The sequence below is a fragment of the Actinomycetes bacterium genome, from assembly GCA_035506535.1.
Classification (GTDB): domain Bacteria; phylum Actinomycetota; class Actinomycetes; order DATJPE01; family DATJPE01; genus DATJPE01.
Window position 1 is genome coordinate 51,886 of sequence record DATJPE010000003.1, and the last position, 20,035, is coordinate 71,920.

At 72.3% G+C, this 20,035-nt stretch carries 17 protein-coding genes; 9 read left to right on the forward strand and 8 right to left on the reverse strand.

Annotated elements, in window-relative coordinates; genetic code table 11:
• Positions 1-26: 26 nt before the first annotated feature.
• Genes VMI11_00760 through VMI11_00775 form a run of 4 tightly spaced genes read right to left on the reverse strand, consistent with a single transcriptional unit; the run spans position 27 to position 5,491 of the window.
• Positions 27-704, reverse strand: a complete 678-nt coding sequence (locus VMI11_00760) for a response regulator (protein ID HTY70936.1) — start codon at positions 702-704, stop codon at positions 27-29.
• Positions 701-3,223 (reverse strand): DUF4118 domain-containing protein, encoded by a 2,523-nt coding sequence (locus tag VMI11_00765; GenBank protein ID HTY70937.1) that lies wholly within the window; start codon positions 3,221-3,223, stop codon positions 701-703. The genes VMI11_00760 and VMI11_00765 overlap by 4 nt, the downstream gene beginning before the upstream one ends.
• A 58-nt stretch (positions 3,224-3,281) precedes the next feature.
• Positions 3,282-4,802, reverse strand: a complete 1,521-nt coding sequence (locus tag VMI11_00770; GenBank protein ID HTY70938.1) for an MFS transporter — start codon at positions 4,800-4,802, stop codon at positions 3,282-3,284.
• A complete protein-coding gene (locus tag VMI11_00775) occupies positions 4,799-5,491 on the reverse strand; it encodes a TetR/AcrR family transcriptional regulator (GenBank protein HTY70939.1) in 693 nt (230 codons plus the stop codon). The genes VMI11_00770 and VMI11_00775 overlap by 4 nt, the downstream gene beginning before the upstream one ends.
• 228 nt (positions 5,492-5,719) lie before the next feature.
• Between VMI11_00775 and VMI11_00780 the strand changes: the two genes are divergently transcribed.
• Positions 5,720-6,367 carry an MBL fold metallo-hydrolase gene (locus VMI11_00780; GenBank protein HTY70940.1) on the forward strand — a complete coding sequence of 216 codons (648 nt, stop codon included), beginning with the start codon at positions 5,720-5,722 and terminating at the stop codon, positions 6,365-6,367.
• Positions 6,368-6,380: 13 nt separating this feature from the next.
• Here VMI11_00780 and VMI11_00785 read toward each other — a convergent pair whose 3' ends face one another.
• Positions 6,381-8,753, reverse strand: a complete 2,373-nt coding sequence (locus VMI11_00785; protein ID HTY70941.1) for an amino acid permease — start codon at positions 8,751-8,753, stop codon at positions 6,381-6,383.
• 194 nt (positions 8,754-8,947) lie between these two features.
• Here VMI11_00785 and VMI11_00790 point away from each other — a divergent pair, with 194 nt between their 5' ends.
• The 6 genes from VMI11_00790 to VMI11_00815 all read left to right on the forward strand — a co-directional run bounded on the left by VMI11_00790 (position 8,948) and on the right by VMI11_00815 (position 14,844).
• Positions 8,948-10,297: an FAD-linked oxidase C-terminal domain-containing protein gene (locus VMI11_00790; GenBank protein HTY70942.1), complete on the forward strand. Its 1,350-nt coding sequence runs from the start codon at positions 8,948-8,950 to the stop codon at positions 10,295-10,297.
• The gene (locus tag VMI11_00795) at positions 10,294-11,982 is read left to right on the forward strand and encodes an alpha-glucosidase (GenBank protein ID HTY70943.1); all 1,689 of its coding nucleotides are present in this window, start codon (positions 10,294-10,296) and stop codon (positions 11,980-11,982) included. The genes VMI11_00790 and VMI11_00795 overlap by 4 nt, the downstream gene beginning before the upstream one ends.
• An 87-nt stretch (positions 11,983-12,069) precedes the next feature.
• Entirely contained in the window at positions 12,070-12,534 is a 465-nt protein-coding gene (locus VMI11_00800; GenBank protein ID HTY70944.1) for a pyridoxamine 5'-phosphate oxidase family protein, read from the forward strand.
• Positions 12,535-12,622: 88 nt separating this feature from the next.
• Positions 12,623-12,952 (forward strand): dsRBD fold-containing protein, encoded by a 330-nt coding sequence (locus VMI11_00805; protein ID HTY70945.1) that lies wholly within the window; start codon positions 12,623-12,625, stop codon positions 12,950-12,952.
• 31 nt (positions 12,953-12,983) lie between these two features.
• Positions 12,984-13,871, forward strand: coding sequence for a universal stress protein (locus tag VMI11_00810; GenBank protein ID HTY70946.1), 888 nt, complete (start codon positions 12,984-12,986; stop codon positions 13,869-13,871).
• Positions 13,872-13,902: 31 nt separating this feature from the next.
• Positions 13,903-14,844 (forward strand): universal stress protein, encoded by a 942-nt coding sequence (locus tag VMI11_00815; GenBank protein ID HTY70947.1) that lies wholly within the window; start codon positions 13,903-13,905, stop codon positions 14,842-14,844.
• A 3-nt stretch (positions 14,845-14,847) separates the two neighbouring features.
• Here VMI11_00815 and VMI11_00820 read toward each other — a convergent pair whose 3' ends face one another.
• Both VMI11_00820 and VMI11_00825 read right to left on the reverse strand, forming a co-directional pair.
• Positions 14,848-15,849, reverse strand: a complete 1,002-nt coding sequence (locus VMI11_00820; protein HTY70948.1) for a nitroreductase family protein — start codon at positions 15,847-15,849, stop codon at positions 14,848-14,850.
• Positions 15,850-15,974: 125 nt separating this feature from the next.
• Positions 15,975-17,216: an acetyl-CoA hydrolase/transferase C-terminal domain-containing protein gene (locus tag VMI11_00825; protein ID HTY70949.1), complete on the reverse strand. Its 1,242-nt coding sequence runs from the start codon at positions 17,214-17,216 to the stop codon at positions 15,975-15,977.
• 215 nt (positions 17,217-17,431) lie between these two features.
• Here VMI11_00825 and VMI11_00830 point away from each other — a divergent pair, with 215 nt between their 5' ends.
• Complete coding sequence (locus VMI11_00830) at positions 17,432-18,586, forward strand: FAD-dependent oxidoreductase (protein ID HTY70950.1); 1,155 nt, start codon at positions 17,432-17,434, stop codon at positions 18,584-18,586.
• Positions 18,587-18,588: 2 nt separating this feature from the next.
• On the opposite strand, the gene VMI11_00835 is transcribed toward VMI11_00830, so the two are convergent.
• On the reverse strand, positions 18,589-19,374 hold the full coding sequence (locus tag VMI11_00835) for an enoyl-CoA hydratase/isomerase family protein (GenBank protein ID HTY70951.1): 786 nt from the start codon (positions 19,372-19,374) through the stop codon (positions 18,589-18,591).
• Positions 19,375-19,514: 140 nt separating this feature from the next.
• Between VMI11_00835 and VMI11_00840 the strand changes: the two genes are divergently transcribed.
• Positions 19,515-20,024: a VOC family protein gene (locus tag VMI11_00840; GenBank protein HTY70952.1), complete on the forward strand. Its 510-nt coding sequence runs from the start codon at positions 19,515-19,517 to the stop codon at positions 20,022-20,024.
• Positions 20,025-20,035: the final 11 nt, after the last annotated feature.

Sequence of the window (20,035 nt, forward strand, 5' to 3'; positions counted from 1 at the left end):
CCCACGTCGGGCCTGGGCGGGCGAGGCTATGCCTCGAAGCGGTAGCCCATGCCGGGCTCGGTGATGAGGTACCGGGGCCGGGCGGGCTCGGGCTCGAGCTTGCGCCGCAGCTGCTGCATGTACACCCGCAGGTAGTTGGTCTCCCGACCGTAGGCCGGCCCCCACACCTCCTGGAGGAGGGGCTTCTGGAAGACCAGCCGTCCCCGGTTGCGGACCAGCACCTCGAGCAGTCGCCACTCGGTCGGGGTGAGGTGGACGTCGTGGCCGTCGCGCACGACCCGCCTCGAGGGCAGGTCGATGGTGAAGTCGGCCGTGACCAGGACGAGGTCGGACTCGGCGACGGGCGCGGTGCGCCGCAGGGCCGCACGCAGCCGGGCGAGCAGCTCGTCCATGGCGAAGGGCTTGGTCACGTAGTCGTCGGCACCGGCGTCCAGCGCCTCCACCTTGTCGTCGCTGGTCGCCCGGGCGGAGAGCACGACGATCGGCACGTCGGACCAGCCGCGCAGCCCGGCGATCACCTCGGTGCCGTCGAGGTCAGGCAGCCCGAGGTCGAGCAGGACGACGTCAGGGTGGTGGGTGGCGGCCAGGTCGAGCGCGGTACGCCCGTCCGGGGCGACGTCGACCTCGTAGTGGCGAGCGCGCAGGTTGATGGCCAGGGCCCGCGCGATCGGGGGCTCGTCCTCCACCACCAGGACCCGGGTCACGGCGCCCCTCCTTCGGCCTCGGCGGTGGGCAGGGACAGCACCATGGTGAGCCCGCCGCCCGGCGTGTCCTCGGCGGAGAGGGACCCGCCGACCGCCTCGGTGAGGCCACGGGCGACGGCGAGTCCCAGCCCGACCCCGGCGCCGTTCGGCGCATCACCGAGCCGCTGGAACGGAGCGAACATCGCGGCCTTGTCCGCGTCGCTGACGCCGGGACCTCGGTCGACCACGCGGATCTCCAACCGCTCGGGCACCGCGCTGGCCGTGACGAGGACCGGGGACCTCGGCGCGTGCCGCATGGCGTTCTCGAGCAGGTTCGCCAGGGCGCGCTCCACGAGGCCGGGGTCGGTGCGCACCGTCGGGAGGTCCTCATCGACGTGCACCTCCACCCGGCCCTGGAGGTCCTTGGCCCCACCCACGGCGGCACCCGCCACCCCGCGCGCGACCAGGTCGTCGGCGGCCGTCTCCTCGGTCCGGGGGTGGACCGCGCCGGTCTGCAGCCGGCTCATGTCGAGCAGGTTGGACAGCAGCGCGTCGAGACGGTCGGCGGAGACCTCGATGGTCTCGAGCAGCTCGGCCTCGTCCTCGGGCGAGTAGCTCACGTCGGTCATCCGCAGGCTCGAGACGGCCGCCTTGATGCCGGCGAGAGGGGTGCGCAGGTCGTGTGACACCGCCGCGAGAAGCGCGGTGCGGACCGCGTTGCCCGCGGCCAGCCGCTGCGCCTCGGCGGCCTCGTCGGCGAGCCGCGTGCGTTCGAGGATGGCGCCGACGCGCGCGGCGTACGCGGTCACCACCCGCTGGTCACCCGCGTCGAGTGGACCACCCACGAAGGCGAGGACGAGGTTCGCGGACACCGGGACCGTGACGTCGGCGTCCTCCGGACCGTGGCAGCGCGGCCATCCGGCGCCCTCGACCGCGACCCAGGAGCCGGGGGCCTCGGCCTCGAGGAGCACGACCGAGGTGAGCGCGAAGGTGGAGCGCAGGTGCTCGAGCAGGTCCGGCAGGTCGTCCGGCGCATCCAGCACGCCGCCTGCGAGGGTCGAGAGGACGGCGGCCTCACCGGCCGCCCGGGATGCCTCCTGGCGAACCCGCGCGGCCTCGTCCACGACCGAGGCCACCGACACCGCGACCAGGACGAAGACCAGCAGGGCGAAGGCGTTCTGCGGGTGGGCGATGGTCAGGGTCCCGTACGGCGGCGTGAAGAACCAGTTGAGCAGCAGGCTCCCGAGCACGGCGTCGGCGACCGCCGGCCAGCGTCCGCCGACGAGGGCGACCGCGACCGCGAGCGCGAGGAACACGAGCAGGGCGGACGCCAGGCTGATGTGCTCGCGGAAGGGCAGCATCACCAGGACGAAGACGATCGGGCCCAGCAGCGCGATGACCCAACCGATCAGCACGCGACGGTGCCCCAGGGCCCTCGGGGCGGCCCGCCCGAGCCCCTTGGCGGCGGCCGCGTGAGTGACCAGGTGGACGTCGATGTCCCCCGAGTCCCGGACGACGCGGTCCCCCACGTCACCCCCGAACAGGCGCTCCCAGACGCGGCGCCGGCTGGCCCCGATGACCAGCTGGGTGGCGTTGACGGCCCGGGCGGTGGTCAGCAACGCCTCGGCGACGTCGGAGCCCACGACCGTGCGGAAGGTCCCGCCCAGGGACTCGACGAGGATGCGCTGCTGGGTGAGCACCGCTGGGTCGCCGTGCACCAGCCCGTCGTCGGCGACGACGTGCACCGCGATGAGCTCCCCGCCCGCCGACTGCCCCGCGATACGCGCTCCCCGACGGATGAGCGTCTCGCCCTCGGGTCCACCGGTGAGCGCCACGACCACGCGCTCGCGAGCCGGCCACGCGACGTCGATGCCGTGCTCCGCGCGATAGGCCTCCAGCCCCTCCTCGACCCGGTCGGCCAGCCAGAGCAGCGCCAGCTCCCGCAGCGCCGTCAGGTTGCCGACCCGGAAGTAGTTGGACAGCGCGGCGTCGATCGCGTCGGCCGGGTAGACGTTGCCGTGGGCCAGGCGGCGGCGCAGCGCCTCCGGGGACATGTCGACCAGCTCGATCTGGTCCGCGGACCGGACCACCGTATCGGGCACCGTCTCGGTCTGCCGGATGCCCGTGATGGCCGCCACCGTGTCCGTCAGCGACTCCAGGTGCTGGATGTTGACCGTGGTGATGACGTCGATGCCCGCGGCGAGCAGGGTCTCGACGTCCTCCCATCGCTTGGCGTGGCGCATCCCCGGCGCGTTGGTGTGGGCGAGCTCGTCGACGAGCGCGACCTCGGGGTGCCGCGCGAGGACGGCGTCGAGGTCCATGTCCTCGAGCCGGACGCCGCGATGCTCGACCACCAGCCGCGGGACGACCTCCAGCCCCTCGACGAGGGCTCGGGTCTGCGCGCGACCGTGATCCTCGACGAAGGCCGCCACCACCCTGGTCCCGCGGGCGAGCCGGCGATGTCCCTCGCCGAGCATGGCGTAGGTCTTGCCGACGCCGGGTGCCGCGCCGAGGTACACCCGCAGCCGCCCGCGTCCCATGACCGGCATTGTCGCGGAGGCGGGCGACCCGCAGGCCCCCGGGACCGCGGGCGAGGTCTCACGCCACGGCGACCACCTGTTCGGCGGGCAGGTCGGTGCGCCTGGCCCGGATCAGCGCGGCGGTGATGATGAGCGCCACGGTGAACAGGCCCGCGCTGATGAGGAACGTCACGTGATAGCCGTGGATGCTCGCGAGGTTGGCCAGCTCCTGCGGGTCCTTGATCGATCCAGCATGAGCCGCCGCGAACGCGGTGCTGACGGTGAAGAACACGCTGTTGAGCAGGCCGGTGCCGAGGGAGCCGCCGACCTGCTGACCGGCGTTGAGGACGGCGCTCGCGACGCCTGCGTCGTGGGGGGCCACCCCGATCAGAGCCGTGCTCGCGGTCGGGATGAAGACGAGGGCCAGGCCCATGCTCATGACGATCTCGGAGGGCAGCACATGGGTCAGGTAGCTGCTGGTCAGGGTGATCTGGGTGAGGTAGAGCATGGCCACGATGCCCATGGAGAGCCCGGTGAGCATCAACGGCTTCGGGCCGAAGCGCGGTAGCAGCTGGGAGGCCAGCCCCGCGGAGAGGATGATGCCGAGGCTGAAGGGCAGGAAGGCGAAGCCGGCCTTGAGCGGGCTGTAGCCCAGCTGGACCTGGAAGTAGTAGGTCAGGAACAAGAACATGCCCAGCAGGCCGGCGCCGAGGAGCAGGAACACCAGGTAGGAGCCGCCGCGGTTGCGGTCCAGGATCACGCGCAACGGCAGCAGCGGGCTGGCGGTGATCCGCTCCCACACGAAGAAGCCCACGAGGAGCGCCGCGGCGCTGAACAGGCAGACGAGGGTGACCGGGTCGGTCCACCCCACCGTGCCGACGGCCCGCCCGTTCGCGTCCAGGACCGGCTTGCCGGCCTCGGTGAACCCGTAGACGAGCAGCGCCAGCCCGGCGGTGACCAGGACGGCACCCAGGATGTCGTAGCGGCGATCGCCCTGGGCCCGGCTCTCGTGGACGAGGGGGACGGCGGCGGCGGCGGCGATGATGGCCACCGGCACGTTGACGTACAGGCACCACCGCCACGAGGTGTACTCGGTGAGGATCCCGCCGATGATCAGGCCGATGGCGGCGCCACCGCCGGCGATGGCACCGAAGACGCCGAAGGCCTTCGCCCGCTCGTGCGGCTCGGTGAAGGTGGTGGTGATGAGCGCGAGCGCGGCCGGCGCCATGACCGCCCCGAAGGCGCCCTGCAGGCCGCGCGCGGCGAAGAGCATCCCCGCGTTCTGCGCCGCCCCGCCGAGCGCGGACGCGGTGGCGAAGCCGAGCAGGCCGATGATCAGCATGCGCTTGCGGCCCTGGTAGTCGGCGATGCGCCCGCCGAGCAGCAGCAGGCCGCCGAAGGCGAGGGTGTAGGAGGTGATCACCCACTGCCGGTCGATCGAGCTCATGCCCAGGTCCGCCTGCGCGTGCGGCAGGGCGATGTTCACGATCGACGCGTCGAGCACGATCATCAGCTGGGTCAGCCCGATGACGCACAGCGCGAGCCAGCGCCTGGGGTCGGGGGTGGTCGCGGCGCCTTCGGCGCCCTCGAAGGTCTTCATCGGGTGCTCCCGTCAGAGGTGGCGAACTCGGCATCGTGGCTGTGCCGGTCCACGGACGGGGCACGCCCGCGGCGCAGCAGGGGCAGGAGCACGTCGTCGACGACGTGCTCCAGGAACGGGTCGTCCACCGGCTCGCCGGTGAACAGCAACCGGGAGGCGAGGATCGCGACGCCGACCTCCGCGAACACCTCGACGTCGGCATCGGGGGGCAGCAGCCCGCGCTCGACGTACCCGCGAAGCCAGGCCCGGGTCCGCGCCTGCTTCGGCCGGATCATCCGGTCCCGGACCAGCCGGGCCAGCTCACGGTCGGCCCGCATCGCCGCGAGCACCCCGCTGAACACCGCCGCGTCCGGCCCGCTGGCCGCCTCCCGGAAGACCCGCAGGGCATCCAGCAGGTCCGCGCGCAGGTCGCTCCCCTGGGGCAGGTCGACCTCGTCGAACTGGCAGGTGCGCAGCGCCTCGACGACCAGGCTCGCCTTGGAGTCCCAGCGTCGGTAGATCGTCGCCTTGCTGACGTGGGCCCGGCACGCCACCGCGTCCATCGTCATCCGCTCGTAGCCGGCCTCGGCGAGGAGGGCGACCGCAGCCCCGAGGATGGTCGCGTCGAGGTCGGCGTCCAGCGGACGGCCGCGGCAGGGCCCGGCGTCGGGTGCGCGGCGCTGCGCCCGCAGGTCGGACAGTCGGGTCACCAGCGCCTCCTCGGTCCAGCTGTCGGGCGGGCCCCGACCCGTCGGAGCACAATCGAAACGACGTCGTACCCTAAGTCGAGCGAGATACGAAACGCAACCGTTCAGTTTCCGTTCAGATCGGCGTTACCAGGCTAAGAGGGGCCTCCGACAGTCCTCGATCCCCCGTGCATTCGATCCCCCGTGCATTCGATCCCCCGTGCATTCGATGACCCGTGCTTCGATGACGGCGTGCGGATCACCCATCTCGGCCACTCGTGCGTGCTCGTCGAGTCGGGCGGCACGCGGCTGCTCCTCGACCCCGGGAACTTCACCGCCGACCTCGACGCCGCCCGAGACCTCGACGCCGTCCTGGTGACCCACCAGCATCCCGACCACCTCGACGTCGAGCGTCTCCCCGGCCTGCTGGCCAGCAACGCGAACGCCCGGCTGTACGTCGAGCGCGAGGCGATGGCCGTCGCCGACGGCGCGGGGCTCACAGCGACCCCCCTGAACGCCGGGGACACCCTGACGCTGGGCGGGGTGCGGGTCGAGGCCGTCGGCGGCGAGCACGCCCTCATCCACCCGGACATCCCGCGCGTCGGAAACGTCGGGCTCGTGCTCCGCCCCGACGACGGGCCGACGCTGTTCCATCCCGGCGACAGCTACGGCGTCACTCCCGGCGACGTCGACGTCCTGCTGCTCCCGCTCACCGCTCCCTGGACGTCGATCCGGGAGACCGTCGCGTTCGCGCGGGCGGTCGCCGCTCCCCGGACCGTCCCGATCCACGACGGCGGTGCCTCCGCGCTCGGACGTGCGGTCTACCTGCGCCTGGTGTCCTCCCTCGTGGAGGAGACGTCGGTCCGCGACCTCGCGGGAGCCGGCCCGGTCAGCTGGTGAGCCCCGCGCGGGATCAGCGGCCGGACGCGACCGACTCCTGCTCCGAGCCCTCCTCGTCGCCGACCAGCTCGTAGCTGGGGTTGGACACCGCCAGGCATCCGTGCAGCGAGCCCACCGTGCCGGTAGCACGGACCCGGGCCCCCGGTTCCAGACCGGCTATAGAGCGACGCCCGTAGAAGACCAGGGTCATCCCGCCCGTGGCGTCCCAGACCTCGACCTCGAGCGAGGGCGCGCCGGACAGGGGCGCCACGCGAACCGATCGGACCTGGCCCTCGAGGGTCGCCCGGCTACGCCACTCGAGGTCGGCGATGTGCGTGATCCCCTCGGGCGCCGGCGGGACCTCGGCGGGTTCCGGCTCGGGTTCCGGCAGGTGGGGCAGCTCCTGGGCCTCGAGGCCCGCTCGAGCCTTGCGGCTGATCAGGCCGTCGACGTCGAAGGGGACGATCGTCGCCACCACGCGCGGCATCCGGCTGACCGCCCGCGCGATGTCGTCCGCGGTCCGGTCGTGCAGGATCCGGCCGAGGAAGCGGGCGTACGTGCGCCTCGGCAGCAGCAGCGTCACCTCCGTCCCCGGCGCCGCGGACTCCCTCGCCGCGAGCTCCAGCGCCGCCCGCGCCAACCGGCGGTCCGGGCAGTCGATGAGGTAGAGCGGAACCTCGCGAGCCGCGGGCTGGGAGGCCCACTGTTTCCGGAGCTCCTCTGCGTGCGCGCTGTCGACCACGAAGTGCACGGCACGCAGCTCCGTCGGGCGAAGGCTGCGCCCGTAGCTGATGGCGCCCAGCGTGGCGAGGTCCACCTCGTCGACGAGGACGACGACCGTGCTGCGGCTGATCGCCGGCCGCCCGGTCGACGGGCCGAGATGGGACAGCGCCTGGGCCTCACGTCGGTACTGGCGGTTGAGGCGGATGAGGGCGAGGACCCCGATGGGGAACAGGATGACGACCAGCCAGGCGCCCTCGGTGAACTTCACGACCGCGAACACGACCACGACGACGGCGGACACGATGCCGGACGCCGTGTTCAGCGCGACCTTGCGCCGCCACTTGCCCTGCTTGCGCACCGAGAAGTAGCGGGCCATGCCCAGGCCGGCGAGGGTGAAGCCGGTGAAGACGCCGATGGCATAGAAGGCGACCAGGTTGTTCACCTTGGCGTCCGTGCCGATCAGCAGGACCAGGGACGCGCCGGCCAGCACGATGATGCCGTTCGAGAAGGCCAGCCGGTGGCCGCGGCGGGTCAGCTGCCGCGGCAGGAAGCGGTCCCCGGCCACGAAGCTGGCGAGGAACGGGAAGCCACTGAAGGGCGTGTTGGCCCCGGTCCACAGGATCAGCATCGTGGCCAACTGGACGACGAAGAACCCGATGTGCCCGACCACGGAGTTCCCCAGCGCGGCCTTGGTCACCTGCGAGATGACCGTCGGCGTCCCGACGACGTACGGCGTGGCGTGCGTCTCGTGCGCGAGCCAGGAGACCCCGAGGACGAGGGTGCCGAGGATCGCGCTCATCGCCACCAGGGTCTTGCGGGCGTTGCGGCCCTCGGGCTTCTTGAAGACGCTCACCCCGTTGGACACCGCCTCGAGCCCGGTGAGCGAGGACCCGCCGTTGGCGAAGGCACGCAGGAGCACGTACACGGCACCCATGCCGAGGACCGCCTCGCCGTGCCCGACGGGATAGGCCCCCGAGGCGACGGGGACATGCGGCAGGTCGCCCATGATCTCGCGGATGACGCCCGCCACGATCACGACGAGGAGGCTGCCGGCGAAGAAGTACGTCGGGAACGCGAAGGTGCGCCCCGCCTCGCGGATCCCGCGCAGGTTGCCGTAGAAGAGGATGGCGACGACCACGATCGAGATCTCCAGCAGCCACCGGTTCAGCGACGGTACGGCCGAGGCGAGCGCGGCGGTGCCCGCCGCGGTCTGGACGGCGACGGTGACGATGTAGTCCAGCATCAACGCGACAGCGGCGATCTGGGCCACGACGGGGCCGAAGTTCTCCCGCGCGACGACATAGGACCCCCCGGTCTGGGTGTAGATGCTCACGACGTCGCGATAGGACAGCGTGACGATGAGCAGGACCGCGAGGACGACTCCGGTGAGCGGGAGCAGGATCGTGAACGCGGCCAGCCCGAAGGCGGGCAGCAACGCGATCAGCATCTCTTCCGTGCCATAGGCCGAGGAGGAGATGCAGTCGGAGGACAGCACGCCGAGGGCCAGCCGCTTGCTGAGACGCTCGTGCTTGAGCGCCTCACGGGTGAGCGGCGGCCCGAGCAGCTTGACCTTCGCGCGGTAGCCCAAACTCTGGGGGATGTCGAGGTCGGCGCTGAGCGCCTCGGGCGAGGCTGACCCGTCCAGCCACGGCGGTGCGGCCGCGCTGCGGGCGGTGGCGGTCATGCGTCCCTCCGGGTCGAGCGCTGCGACTTTCATTCACCAGCAAACCCCATCGTGAGAACGAGCGGATGTCACCTGACAGGCCCCTGACGCCGGCGGGCACCGATCTTGACGAGTTCCTGACGCCCCGGGGGAGCCGGCGACCTGGCCCACCCGCCGCCGGGACTGCCCTCCCGGCCGTGGTGGAGGATCGGGCCATGAGCGCCCTCGACCCGCTGCGCCACGCCCTCGGAGCCGACGCGGTGGTGACCGACCCGGACGTCCTCGAGACCTACCGCCAGGACCGGGCACTGACCCCTGACGCCGGGTGGCCGCTGGCTCTCCTTCGTCCGAGCTCCACCGATCAGGTGCGGACGGTCATGCGCTGGGCGAACGACTCGGGCACCCCCGTGGTGACGCGGGGCGCGGGGACGGGGTTGTCCGGCGCGGCGGCCGCGGTCGACGGCTGCGTCGTCCTCTCGACGGCACGCATGCAGCAGCTGCGCATCGACACCGGGGACCTGATCGCGGTCGTCGGCCCGGGCGTCGTCAACTCCCAGCTCAAGGCCGCGGCCCGCGAGCACGGGCTGACCTATCCACCCGATCCCAGCTCCTACGAGGAGTGCACGATCGGCGGCAACATCGCGACCAACGCCGGCGGGCTTTGCTGCGTGAAGTACGGAGTCACGCGCGACTACGTGCTCGGGCTCGAGGTCGTGCTGGCCGACGGGCGGGTGATGGCCCTGGGGGGACGTACGGTCAAGAACGTCGCCGGCTTCGACTTGCTGGGCCTGTTCGTCGGCAGCGAGGGCACCCTCGGAGTCGTGACGCAGGCGACCCTTCGGCTGCGACCGCTGCCGCCCGCGCCGGCCACCCTCGTCGCCTCCTTCGGCGACCTGGCGGCCGCCGGCCGGGCCGTGAGCACGATCGTGCGCGGGGCGACCATGTCCGCCGTGGAGCTGATGGACCAGGCCGCGGTCCAGGCGGTGGAGCGGTACCGCCCGATGGGACTCGACCCCGGAGTCGAGTGCCTTCTCATCGCCCAGTCGGACTCGGGGCTGTCCGACGTCGTCGCCGCGGAGCGGGTGTGCGAGGAGCACGGAGCCGACTTCACCGCCGTCACCGACGACCGGGCCGAGGGCGAGATGTTCATGGCCGGGCGCCGCGCCGCGATCCCGGCGTTGTTCGAGGAGGGGCGCCTGCTCGTCGAGGACGTGGCCGTTCCGTTGTCGCGGATCGCCGACCTGCTCTCCGAGGTCCGGCGGGTGGCGCGCGAGACCGACACGACCATCGCCACCGTCGGCCACGCCGGAGACGGCAACTTCCACCCGCTCATCTGCTTCGACCCCTCGGACGAGGACGCGACCAAGCGGGCGTACCAGGCGTTCGACGAGGTCATGCGAGCGGCCCTCGCGCTGGGCGGCACGATCACCGGCGAACACGGCGTAGGCACGCTGAAGAAGGCGCTCTTCCGCGAGCAGGTCGACCCCGTCGCGCTGGGGATCTCGCGTGAGCTGAAGGCACTGCTCGATCCGCACGGGATCCTCAACCCGGGCGTGGTCCTGTGAGCGAGTGGTGGCGTTCGGCCGTCGTCTACCAGATCTACCCGCGAAGCTTCGCGGACTCCGACGGCGACGGGATCGGGGACCTGCGCGGGATCATCGGCCGGCTCGACTACCTCAGCCGGCTCGGCGTCGACGTCGTGTGGCTCTCACCGGTCTATCCCTCTCCCCAGGACGACAACGGCTACGACATCAGCAACTACCAGGACATCGACCCGGCCTTCGGGACCCTGGCGGACTTCGACGAGCTGCTCGCCGGCCTGCACAGCCGTGGCATCAAGCTCGTCATGGACCTCGTGGTCAACCACACCTCCGACGAGCACCCGTGGTTCGTCGAGTCACGGGCGGCAAAGCACGCGCCGCGCCGGGACTGGTACTGGTGGCGGCCGCCTCGCGGCGGGCTGCCACCAGGCAGCCCCGGCGCCGAACCCACCAACTGGGAGTCGTTCTTCTCGGGACACGCGTGGGAGCTCGACGAGTCCAGTGGGGACTACTACCTGCACCTGTTCTCACGCAAGCAACCGGACCTCAACTGGGAGAACCCCGAGGTCCGCCAGGCGGTCCACACGATGATGCGGTGGTGGCTGGACCGCGGTGTCGACGGGTTCCGGATGGATGTCATCAACCTGATCTCGAAGGACCCGGCGCTGCCGGACGGCCCGACCCGTCCGGGACGAGCGCTGGGGGACGCCACGCCGTACGTCGTCAACGGGCCGAGGCTGCACGAGTACCTCCGCGAGATGCGCAGCGAGGTCTTCGGCGGCCGACCTGGTGACTACCTCACGGTGGGCGAGACCCCCGGGATCACCGTCGCCGACGGCCTGGCGTTCACCGACCCCTCGCGGGGCGAGGTGGACATGGTGTTCCAATTCGAGCACGTGCAGCTGGACCAGGGCGAGACCAAGTGGGACGTGCGGCCGCTCGATCTCCGGAAGCTGAAGGCCTGCCTGGGCGGGTGGCAGGAGGGTCTCGCCGACGTCGGGTGGAACAGTCTCTACTGGGACAACCACGACCAGCCGCGCGCGGTGTCGCGGTTCGGCGACGACGGGGAGCACCGCGTCCGCTCGGCGAAACTGCTCGCCACCGTGCTCCACCTGCACCGCGGGACGCCGTACGTCTACCAGGGCGAGGAGCTCGGCATGACCAACGTGCCCTTCGCCGGCATCGAGGACTTCCGCGACATCGAGGCGCTCAACCACTACCGGGATGCGATCTCGGCGGGCGAGGACCCCGACCAGGTCCTGGCCTCGCTTCGCGCCATGGGACGCGACAACGCCCGCAGCCCCATGCAGTGGGACGCCTCCCAGGAGGCCGGGTTCACCACGGGCACGCCGTGGGCGCCGGTCAACCCCAACCACACCGAGATCAACGCGGCGGCGCAGGTGGACGACCCGGAGTCGGTCTTCACCCACTACCGCCGGCTCATCGCGATGCGGCACGAGGACCCCGTGGTCGTGCACGGTTCCTTCACGATGCTGGTGCCGGACCACGACCGGCTCTACGCCTTCACCCGGGCGCACGAGGGGGCCGAGCTCCTCGTGCTGGCCAACTTCTCCGCCGAGCCGCTCGACCTGGCCGGTCTGGTCGACCTCGCCTGGCTCGACGCCACAACGGTCCTGGCGAACTACCCGGAGCCGTGGCACGGACCGGTTCTGCGGGCCTGGGAGGCGCGGGTGCACCGGCGAGCATGAGCCCGGGCCGCCGCCGCCCACGGCGGTGCTCGCCACGGGGACTTTCGTCCCTGGCTCCGGTCGGCGGGGCACGCCCACGATCGACGGGTGAGCACAGGTCGGGTCGTGGAGGTCCTGTCACGAGAGGGCTGCGAGGAGTTGCTGTCCCGGGCCGAGATCGGGCGGGTCGTGCTCACCGCGCAGGCCATGCCCACCGCCCTTCCGGTGAACTACGCCTTCGACGGCAAGGACATCGTGTTCCGTACCGGTTCGGGGACCAAGCTCGCGGCCGCGAAGAACGGCACGGTGGTCGCCTTCGAGGTCGACGACTTCGAGCCCGCGCTGCGCATCGGCTGGAGCGTGGTGGCGACCGGCGTGGCCACCACGGTCACCGACCCCGTCGAGCTCGCTCAGGTCGAGACCCTTGGCATCGGAACCTGGGTCGACTCGCGCGAGGGCCAGTACATCCGCCTGCACCCCGAGTTCCTCACGGGCCGGCGCATCTCGCTGCGCCACGAGAGCGCCTCGCACGACGGGCACCGGCGCCGGCCGCCCGAGGCCACGAACTCCTAGTGTCGGGCTCGAGAGCGGCGCGCACGGGACGCCCGTCGGGGGCCCAAGGTCCCTGGCGCGGAGATCACGAAGCCAGCATGCTGGACCCATGAGCAACCGAACCCATGGAGCTGGGGGCGACTCGGAGCTGCCACGTCACGTGAGTTCCTGGCACATCCGGGTTGACGTGTTCGAGGAGGGTGGCCGGACCACCGCGCACGCGGTGCTCACCGACGACGAAGGGGGCACCCTCGAGACGCGCGGGCGCGCGCAGCTCCTCGACGGCATGCCCAACGTCCCGGAGATCGGGGACGAGGTGGCGGTCGCGCGGTCCCTGCGCCTCCTGGCGGACCGGCTCCTCGGACTGGCTTCCGACGACGTCGCCGGCGCGACCGGCGCGGACTCGGAACCCATCGACCCGACCCGGCCCAAGACCTGACGCCCGCTCGCCGGGCTGAGAGGAGTCGGTCATGTCTGCGCCGATCGTCGTGGGATACGACGGGTCGCCCTCCAGCACGGACGCGCTGGACTGGGCAGCCACCGAAGCGAGCCTTCGCAAGCGTCCGCTGCGCATCGTGCACGTGGCGTCCACCCCGGTGGGGACGGTGACCGGGTTCGGCATCTACGCCGCGCCCGACGCCGACCTCCTGGTCCACATCGGCGAGCAGACCCTCGCCGCGGCTGTGCAGCGGGTCGAGGAGCAGCACCCCGAGATCGAGACCGACGGGCGCCTGGTCGTCGGCCAGCCGTCACGCGGGCTCCTGGACAACCTCACCGGCGCCGAGATGGCCGTGGTCGGGCAGCGCGGCCTCAGCGAGTTCAAGGAGCTCCTGCTGGGCTCGACGGGCTTCGTGCTGGCGACGCACGCCCACTGCCCCGTCGTCGTCGTGCGTCCCTCGACGGTCGCGGCCGGCGAGGAGGCGGGCCGCGTCGTCGTCGGCGTCGACGGCTCGGAGTCCTCGATGCTCGCGCTGGGCTTCGCCTTCGACGAGGCATCGGTGCGCCAGTGCGGGCTCACCGCCCTCCACTCGTGGGAGGCGACGTTCTATGAGGTCCGGGGCCGTGGCGGCCCGCTCACCCGGCAGCTGGTGGATGAGTTCCAGGGCGACGAGCTGCGGCTGCTGGCGGAGAGCCTCGCCGGGTGGCGGGAGAAGTACCCCGACGTCGACGTACGCCAGGTCCTCCACCACGGAGAGGCCGTCGAGAACCTCGTGGCGGCTTCTGCCGGAGCCTCGCTGCTGGCGCTGGGAAGCAGGGGACGCGGGGGGTTCCGTTCCCTGGTGCTCGGGTCGACGAGCCACGCCCTGCTGCATCATGCTCAGTGCCCGGTCGCCGTGATCCCGGCGGCCCACAGCTGAGCGGACCACCCGCTCGACGGACAGGAGCAGCATGGGCAGCGAGTGGGTCGTCGTCGGCTACGACCGGTCCGCCACGAGCGAGCACGCGCTCGAGTGGGCCGCCAGCGAGGCGGACGCCCGGCACGCGCCGCTTCGGATCGTCCAGGTGGTCGGTGACGGCGGGACCCTGCCGTCCAGCTACGTGGCTCCCGGGTACGGCGTCCTGGGGGACGAGCTCTACCCGGCGACGGACCCGGAGATCTTCCTGACCATCGGCGAGCAGAGCACGACCGAGGCGGCGGACGCCGTACGGTCCCGCCATCCAGACGTCCTGGTCGAGACCCAGGTGCTTGTCGGCGAGCCCTCCATCGTGCTGCTCGAGCAGAGCGAGGAGGCGGCGCTGGTCGTGCTCGGAGACCGCAGCCACGGGGGGCTGAGCGAGCTGCTGGTCGGCTCGACCGCGGCGAAGCTCGCCGCCCAGGGCAGCTGCCCGGTGGTGATCGTGCGTCCGCCGGCCGACCACGTCGCCTCGGGAACGGAGGCCGGCCGCGTGGTCGTCGGCGTCGACGGGTCGGATCTGTCGACCGCGGCGCTCGCCTTCGCCTTCGCCGAGGCCTCCTCACGAGGGCTGGGCCTGACCGTTCTGCACGCCTGGGCCACCCCCCGTCACGAGGTCCCACAAGGTCCTGGTGGCCCACTCGTCGAGAGCATGGTGGTGGCCGACTTCGAGGGCGAGGAGCTGCGGCTCACCGCCGAGAACCTCGCCGGCTTCCGTGAGACGTATCCCGACGTCGACGTCCGTCAGCTGCTGGTCCAGCGCCCGCCCGCGGACGCCCTCGTGGCCGCGTCGGCCGGGGCCGCCCTGCTCGTCGTCGGGACCCGCGGCCGGGGCGGGTTTCGTGCCCGGCTGCTCGGGTCGGTGAGCCGTGACGTGCTGCACGGCGCGACCTGCCCGATCGCCGTCGTCCGCGGCGGCCAGGCCGAGTCGGAGTGACCCTCAGCTGACCTCGAGGATCTCCGCCAGAGGGCGCCGCGGAGTGGGCGGCATCGGGTCGCCGTAGCCGATCCGCAGCACGATCTGGGGATGGCGCCAGGCGGTCGTCGGGTCCCGGACGACCCCGCGGAGGTCGGCCTCCTCGGTGGCGTGGGAGAGGATGCCGACCGACAAGCCGCGCACGGTGGCGGTGAGGAGGACACGCTCGAGAGCCATCCCGGCCCGCAGCCAGTCAGCCGTCTCGTCCGCCGAGGTCAGCAGGACTGCGAGCAGCGCCTCGTCCTCGAAGTCGGCCGCCGGGCGCCCCGGCACGTGCTGGCCCAGGGCCAGGTCCCGGGTCACCGCCGACGGGTCGAGCGGGCGCGGACCGAGCGACTCGACCGGTACACCGACGTCGCTGCGTTCACGGCCCACCGTCAGACCACGCACCTCGTGGACGACCGCGGGGTCGCTTCGCTGCTCCCTGTCCGCGTCGTGCAGCGCCTCGACGATCGTCGACCGGTGCCGGCCGGTGACCGCGTCCAGGTGCGCGCCCTCGACGGAGGCGGCGTCCTGCAGCCGCATCAGGTCCTCGTAGGACACCGGCTGGTCGCTGAACGGGTTGCGGCTGGACCGGCGGAGGCGGATCGCGTCGTAGAGCGCCTGCTCCTCAGCGGACAGCTGCGCCCGCGACCCGATGCGCACTCGCGCCACGAGCGTGCGGTCCAGCGGCGTCGGCAGCACCTGGACCGCGGCGGACCGACCGTGGGCACCGATGGCCAGCCGCAGGTTGAGGACGGCGGCACCCAGGCTCAGGTAGACCTCGCGGCACGTGGGATCGAGGTGCAGGGGGGCAGCCTCGGGAACCGCGAAGACGTCCACCACCCCTTGGTAGGCGTGGAAGCGCCAGGGCTGGCAGTTGAGGATCGACGGGGCCCACGCTGCAGCGGTGACCACGGCCTCGATGGCCTCGCGGTCCAGGCTCGGCTGCGCGGACCAGGGGCCCGATCCGGGAGTCTCTGCCATCGTCCGCTCCTGACCTCGAGTGGTCCCATCCCACCGCGCGTGCCCTCGGCAGCTAACGTCCGAACGTCCGCTCCCCATGTGACCTTAGCCCCGAACCGCGGGACCGGCACGGCCTCGCGGTTCGCTCAGCCGAGCGCGGCCGCCCCCAGGCCGACGGTCCTGGCGCCCGCCCGCAGCTCCTCCCTGGCCCGGGGGTCGGCCGCCTCCTCGATGAGCGCGCGCGCCTGCTCCTCCTGGGTGCGCCCGATGAGCTCGGCGACACCGTGCTCGGTCACGACGGCGGTGTGCTGGAAGGAGGTCACCGGCGTCTGCAGATACGGCACGATGCTGCTCACATCGGCCTTCGGGTGCCACGACCGCAGCGCGATGAGCGCCTGCCCGCCGGGCGAGTGCAGTGCCCCGGTCACGAAGTCCGGCTGTCCGCCGAAGCCCGAGAAGGGCCGGGAGCGGATGTGCGCCGCGTTGGCCTGAGCGTGCAGGTCCACCTGCAGCGCGCTGTTGATCGAGACCAGCTGCGGGTTGAGCGCGATGCGGGCCGGGTTGTTCGCCGTCTCGGTGCGCAGCATCCGCACGCGCCGGTTGCGGTCCACCCACGAGTACAGCTCCGCGGTGCCGAACAGGAAGGACGTCCCGATCGGCACGTTCGTGTCGAGCGCGCCCTTCTCCTCCAGGGCGAGAACGCCGTCGCCGATCGTCTCCGACCAGATCCGCAGCTCGCGGCGCGAGGCCAGCCCGGCGAGGGCCGCGTCGGGGATGAGACCGATGCCCGCCTGGATCGTCGCCCCGTCGAGGACACGGTCGGCCACACGAGCGCCGATCTCCATCGAGGCGTCGTCCAGCGGCACGGGCGTGCTCGCGGACAGCTCGTCGTCGATCTCGACCGCCAGGTCGACCTGGTCGAGGTCCAGCACGCTGTCGCCGTAGGTGTAGGGCATCCGGGGGTTCATCGCCGCGACGACGAGCCCGCCGTGGGCGTGGGCGGCCTCGACGGCGGCGGGGAGGATGTTCACCTCGGTGCCCATCGAGACTCGCCCGCGCCTCGGGGTGCTCGTGTGCAGGACGACGACATCCGGTGGGAGATGGGTGCGAAGGAGGGACGGGAGCATCGACAGCCGGCTCGGGATGTAGGCCAGTGTGGGCGCGTCCCGCATGCCGGGCCCGACGAAACAGGTCTCCAGCCGGATCCCGTCACGGACCGGCACGCCGCGCTGCGGGTTGAGCATGTGCAGCGTCCACTCCGCGAGTCCCTCGTCGAGCGCGGCGACGACCGGCCACGGCGTGGCGTGGTTGCCAGACACCACGACGCGTGGGACCCCGCCTCTGGCCCGAACCGCGCCGACCATGGCCTGCACACTCACCGTTCGCACGAGCGCTCCCCTCCTGTCGCCTCGAGGCAGTCCAGCCGTCGTCGGCCAGGAACCCCAGAGCCCAAGGTCCCGCCTGCCCGCGGATCCCGTGTGACACTGGCCGCGATGCGAACGAGCGGACCGCTCGCCGCGACCGACCGGGCACGACGGTACCGGGCCGCGGGGTGGGCCGACGCGGCCAGCGGACGTCGATGGGCGGGTGGACCGCGATGGGCATGAGCGCACCGGGCCGGCTGCGCTGCGCCGTCGTCGGCGCGGGGGCCTGGGGACTGCCGGCCGCCGCCGAGCTGGCGCGGCGGGGGCACGACGTCGTACTGCTCGACCGCTTCGGCGTCGCCAACCGGTGGTCGTCGTCTGCCGGGCCGACCCGGCTGTGGCGGCTGACCCATCCCGACCCCGTGCGGGTCCGACTCGCGGGGCGCTCGGTCGAAGCCATGGAGCGCCTGGCGGCACGCAGCGGGGAGACGGTTTTCCTGCGGCGGGGCCTGCTGTGGCGCGACGACGACGGGCTGGCGTCGGTCGCCACCGCCCTGGACGGCGTGGGGGTCGGCTACACCGAGGTCGCGGGGCACGACGTTGCGCGGTTCTTCCCGGGGCTGCGCGCCGACGGCAGGGACGCGGTGTGGCAGGAGGATGCCGGGCCGGTTCTCGCCGCCTCGTCCTTGGCGGCGCAGACCCGGCTGTTCCTCGGGGCGGGGGGCCGCCTGGAGAGCCCTCGGGTCGTGCACGCGGTCGAACCCCACGAGGACGGGGTCGAGATCGCTGACGAGACCGGCGTACGGCGCTTCGACCGGGTCGTCCTGGCAGCCGGCCCCGGAGCCGGCCGCCTCCTCGGCGGGCTGGGAGTGGACCTGCCGCTGCGCCCGCACCTGGAACAGGTCGTCCACTTCGGCGAGCCGGCTGATCCCCATGCGAGCGACGACCTGCCGTGCCTGTTCGACGGCCCGTCCGGGATCGAGCCGGGTCTTTATGCCATGCCCACACCCGGTCGCGGGTACAAGGTGGGGCTGGACTCGCCCCTGCGCGACTGGGTGGAGGGCGACCTGGACCGCACGCCCGACGCCGGGCTCGTCGAGCGCACCGCGGCGCGCGTACGTCGTGACCTGACCGCGGTGCCTCCGAGACCGCTCGACGCTCAGGTGTGCTCGTGGACCGACTCCCCCGACGGCCGCTTCGTCATCGACGTCCTGGCCGATGGCGTCGTCCTCGCGTGCGGCGACTCCGGAGAGGGCTTCAAGTTCTCGGCCCTCATGGGCGAGGTGCTCGCCGACCTCGCCGAGGGGGGATCCCCGGACGCCGATGTCGCGACCTTCGGCCTGGCCCGCTTCGCCGGCGGGATCGAGCCGGTCGACCACGTCCTGGGGCGCTGAACTCAGCGCGAGAGGAACGCGCGCATGGCCTGCTGGGCGTAGGGGGTCTCCGCGTGAGCAGCGATCGAACGCGCCTCCCGCGCGAGCTGCGCGGCCTGGTCGCTCTCGTCCGCGCCCTGGATCAGCAGTGCCTTCGCCGCGCCGAGCGCCTGGGTGGCACCGCCCGCCAGCTCGGCCGCCAGGCCGCGTGCGGACACGTCGAGGTCGGTGTCGTCCACGACCCGGCTGACCAGCCCCCACGAGAGGGCCTCCTCGGCGCCGAGGGTCCGGTTGGTCAGGGTCAGGTCGAGGGCCCGCTGGCGGCCCACGACACGTGGGAGGAGCCAGGTCGTGCCGAGATCAGGGGTGAGTCCGACCGCGGTGTAGGCCATCCGGAAGCGTGCGGATCGAGCGGCGACGACGACGTCACCGGTCAAGGCGATGCCCATCCCACCGCCCGCGACCGCCCCCTGGGTCGCCACGACCAGCGGTGCGGGCAGGGTGGACAGCCCCAGGATCGCGCCGTGCACGACGTCCGCCGCACTCTCCAGGTGCTCGCGCACGCCCTGGGTGTGGGAGGTGAAGTCGCGCAGGTCCCCGCCGACGCAGAAGTTGGGCCCCTCGGCTCGCAGCAGCACCGCCGCCGGGCCGCCTCCGGATGCCAGGAGACGCTGTACCTCGGCGACCGTCTCGCCGAGAGCGAGTGCCATCGCGTGGTCGATCGCGTTGCCGCGCTCCCCCGCGCACAGCACCAGCTCCGCGACGGCGCCGTGCCGTTCCAGACGCACCCGCTCGTCGGTCCTCGCCACGTGCCGCCTCCGTCGCCTCGGGATGGTCCGTACGCCGGTCCGGGGCGGGTGCGCTCGGCGTCCGCCTCGGCTGGTCGCCCCATGTCCGGATGGCTAGTCTCGCCGAAGGGGGTCGCACCACGACGAGAGGGGCCGCCAGCATGCCGACCGATGCCGAGCTTGTCGACCTCGAGGCGCGGCGGGCGGCGCTGCGCGAGAAGTACCTGCTGCCGCGGGCGGAGCGCGACACCCCCGGGCGGGGCATCCATCACGCCGCGCTGATCTGCTCGGATCCCGAGCGGACCATCGAATTCTACCAGGGGCTGCTCGGCTTCCCCCTGGTCGAGCTGGTGGAGAACCGTGACTACAAGGGATCCAGTCACTTCTTCTTCGACCTCGGCAACCAGACGCTGCTCGGCTTCTTCGACTTCCCGGGTCTCGGCCTGCAGCCCGGCGTGGAGTCCATCGGGTCGGTCCAGCACATCGCGATCTCCGTCCCGCGAGATCGGTGGGAGGCCTTGCGAAAGCGCCTGGACGCAGCAGGCATCGCCTATGTCGGGCCCGACCAAGGCATCCAGGAGTCCATGTACTTCAAGGACCCCGACGGCATCCAGATCGAGCTGCTCAGCGACCCGTTGATGTTCTTCGGAGGCCGCCAGCTCGACGAGTAGCGAGGAGCCAG

Bases quoted from the DNA above. Each gene is read 5' to 3' on its own strand.
- VMI11_00815 (HTY70947.1), top strand. From the start codon at position 13,903: ATGGGCAGCGAGTGGGTCGTCGTCGGCTACGACCGGTCCGCCACGAGC.
- VMI11_00805 (HTY70945.1), top strand. From the start codon at position 12,623: ATGAGCAACCGAACCCATGGAGCTGGGGGCGACTCGGAGCTGCCACGT.
- VMI11_00785 (HTY70941.1), bottom strand. From the start codon at position 8,753: ATGACCGCCACCGCCCGCAGCGCGGCCGCACCGCCGTGGCTGGACGGG.
- VMI11_00790 (HTY70942.1), top strand. From the start codon at position 8,948: ATGAGCGCCCTCGACCCGCTGCGCCACGCCCTCGGAGCCGACGCGGTG.
- VMI11_00765 (HTY70937.1), bottom strand. From the start codon at position 3,223: ATGGGACGCGGGCGGCTGCGGGTGTACCTCGGCGCGGCACCCGGCGTC.
- VMI11_00840 (HTY70952.1), top strand. From the start codon at position 19,515: ATGCCGACCGATGCCGAGCTTGTCGACCTCGAGGCGCGGCGGGCGGCG.
- VMI11_00830 (HTY70950.1), top strand. From the start codon at position 17,432: ATGAGCGCACCGGGCCGGCTGCGCTGCGCCGTCGTCGGCGCGGGGGCC.
- VMI11_00810 (HTY70946.1), top strand. From the start codon at position 12,984: ATGTCTGCGCCGATCGTCGTGGGATACGACGGGTCGCCCTCCAGCACG.
- VMI11_00770 (HTY70938.1), bottom strand. From the start codon at position 4,802: ATGAAGACCTTCGAGGGCGCCGAAGGCGCCGCGACCACCCCCGACCCC.
- VMI11_00820 (HTY70948.1), bottom strand. From the start codon at position 15,849: ATGGCAGAGACTCCCGGATCGGGCCCCTGGTCCGCGCAGCCGAGCCTG.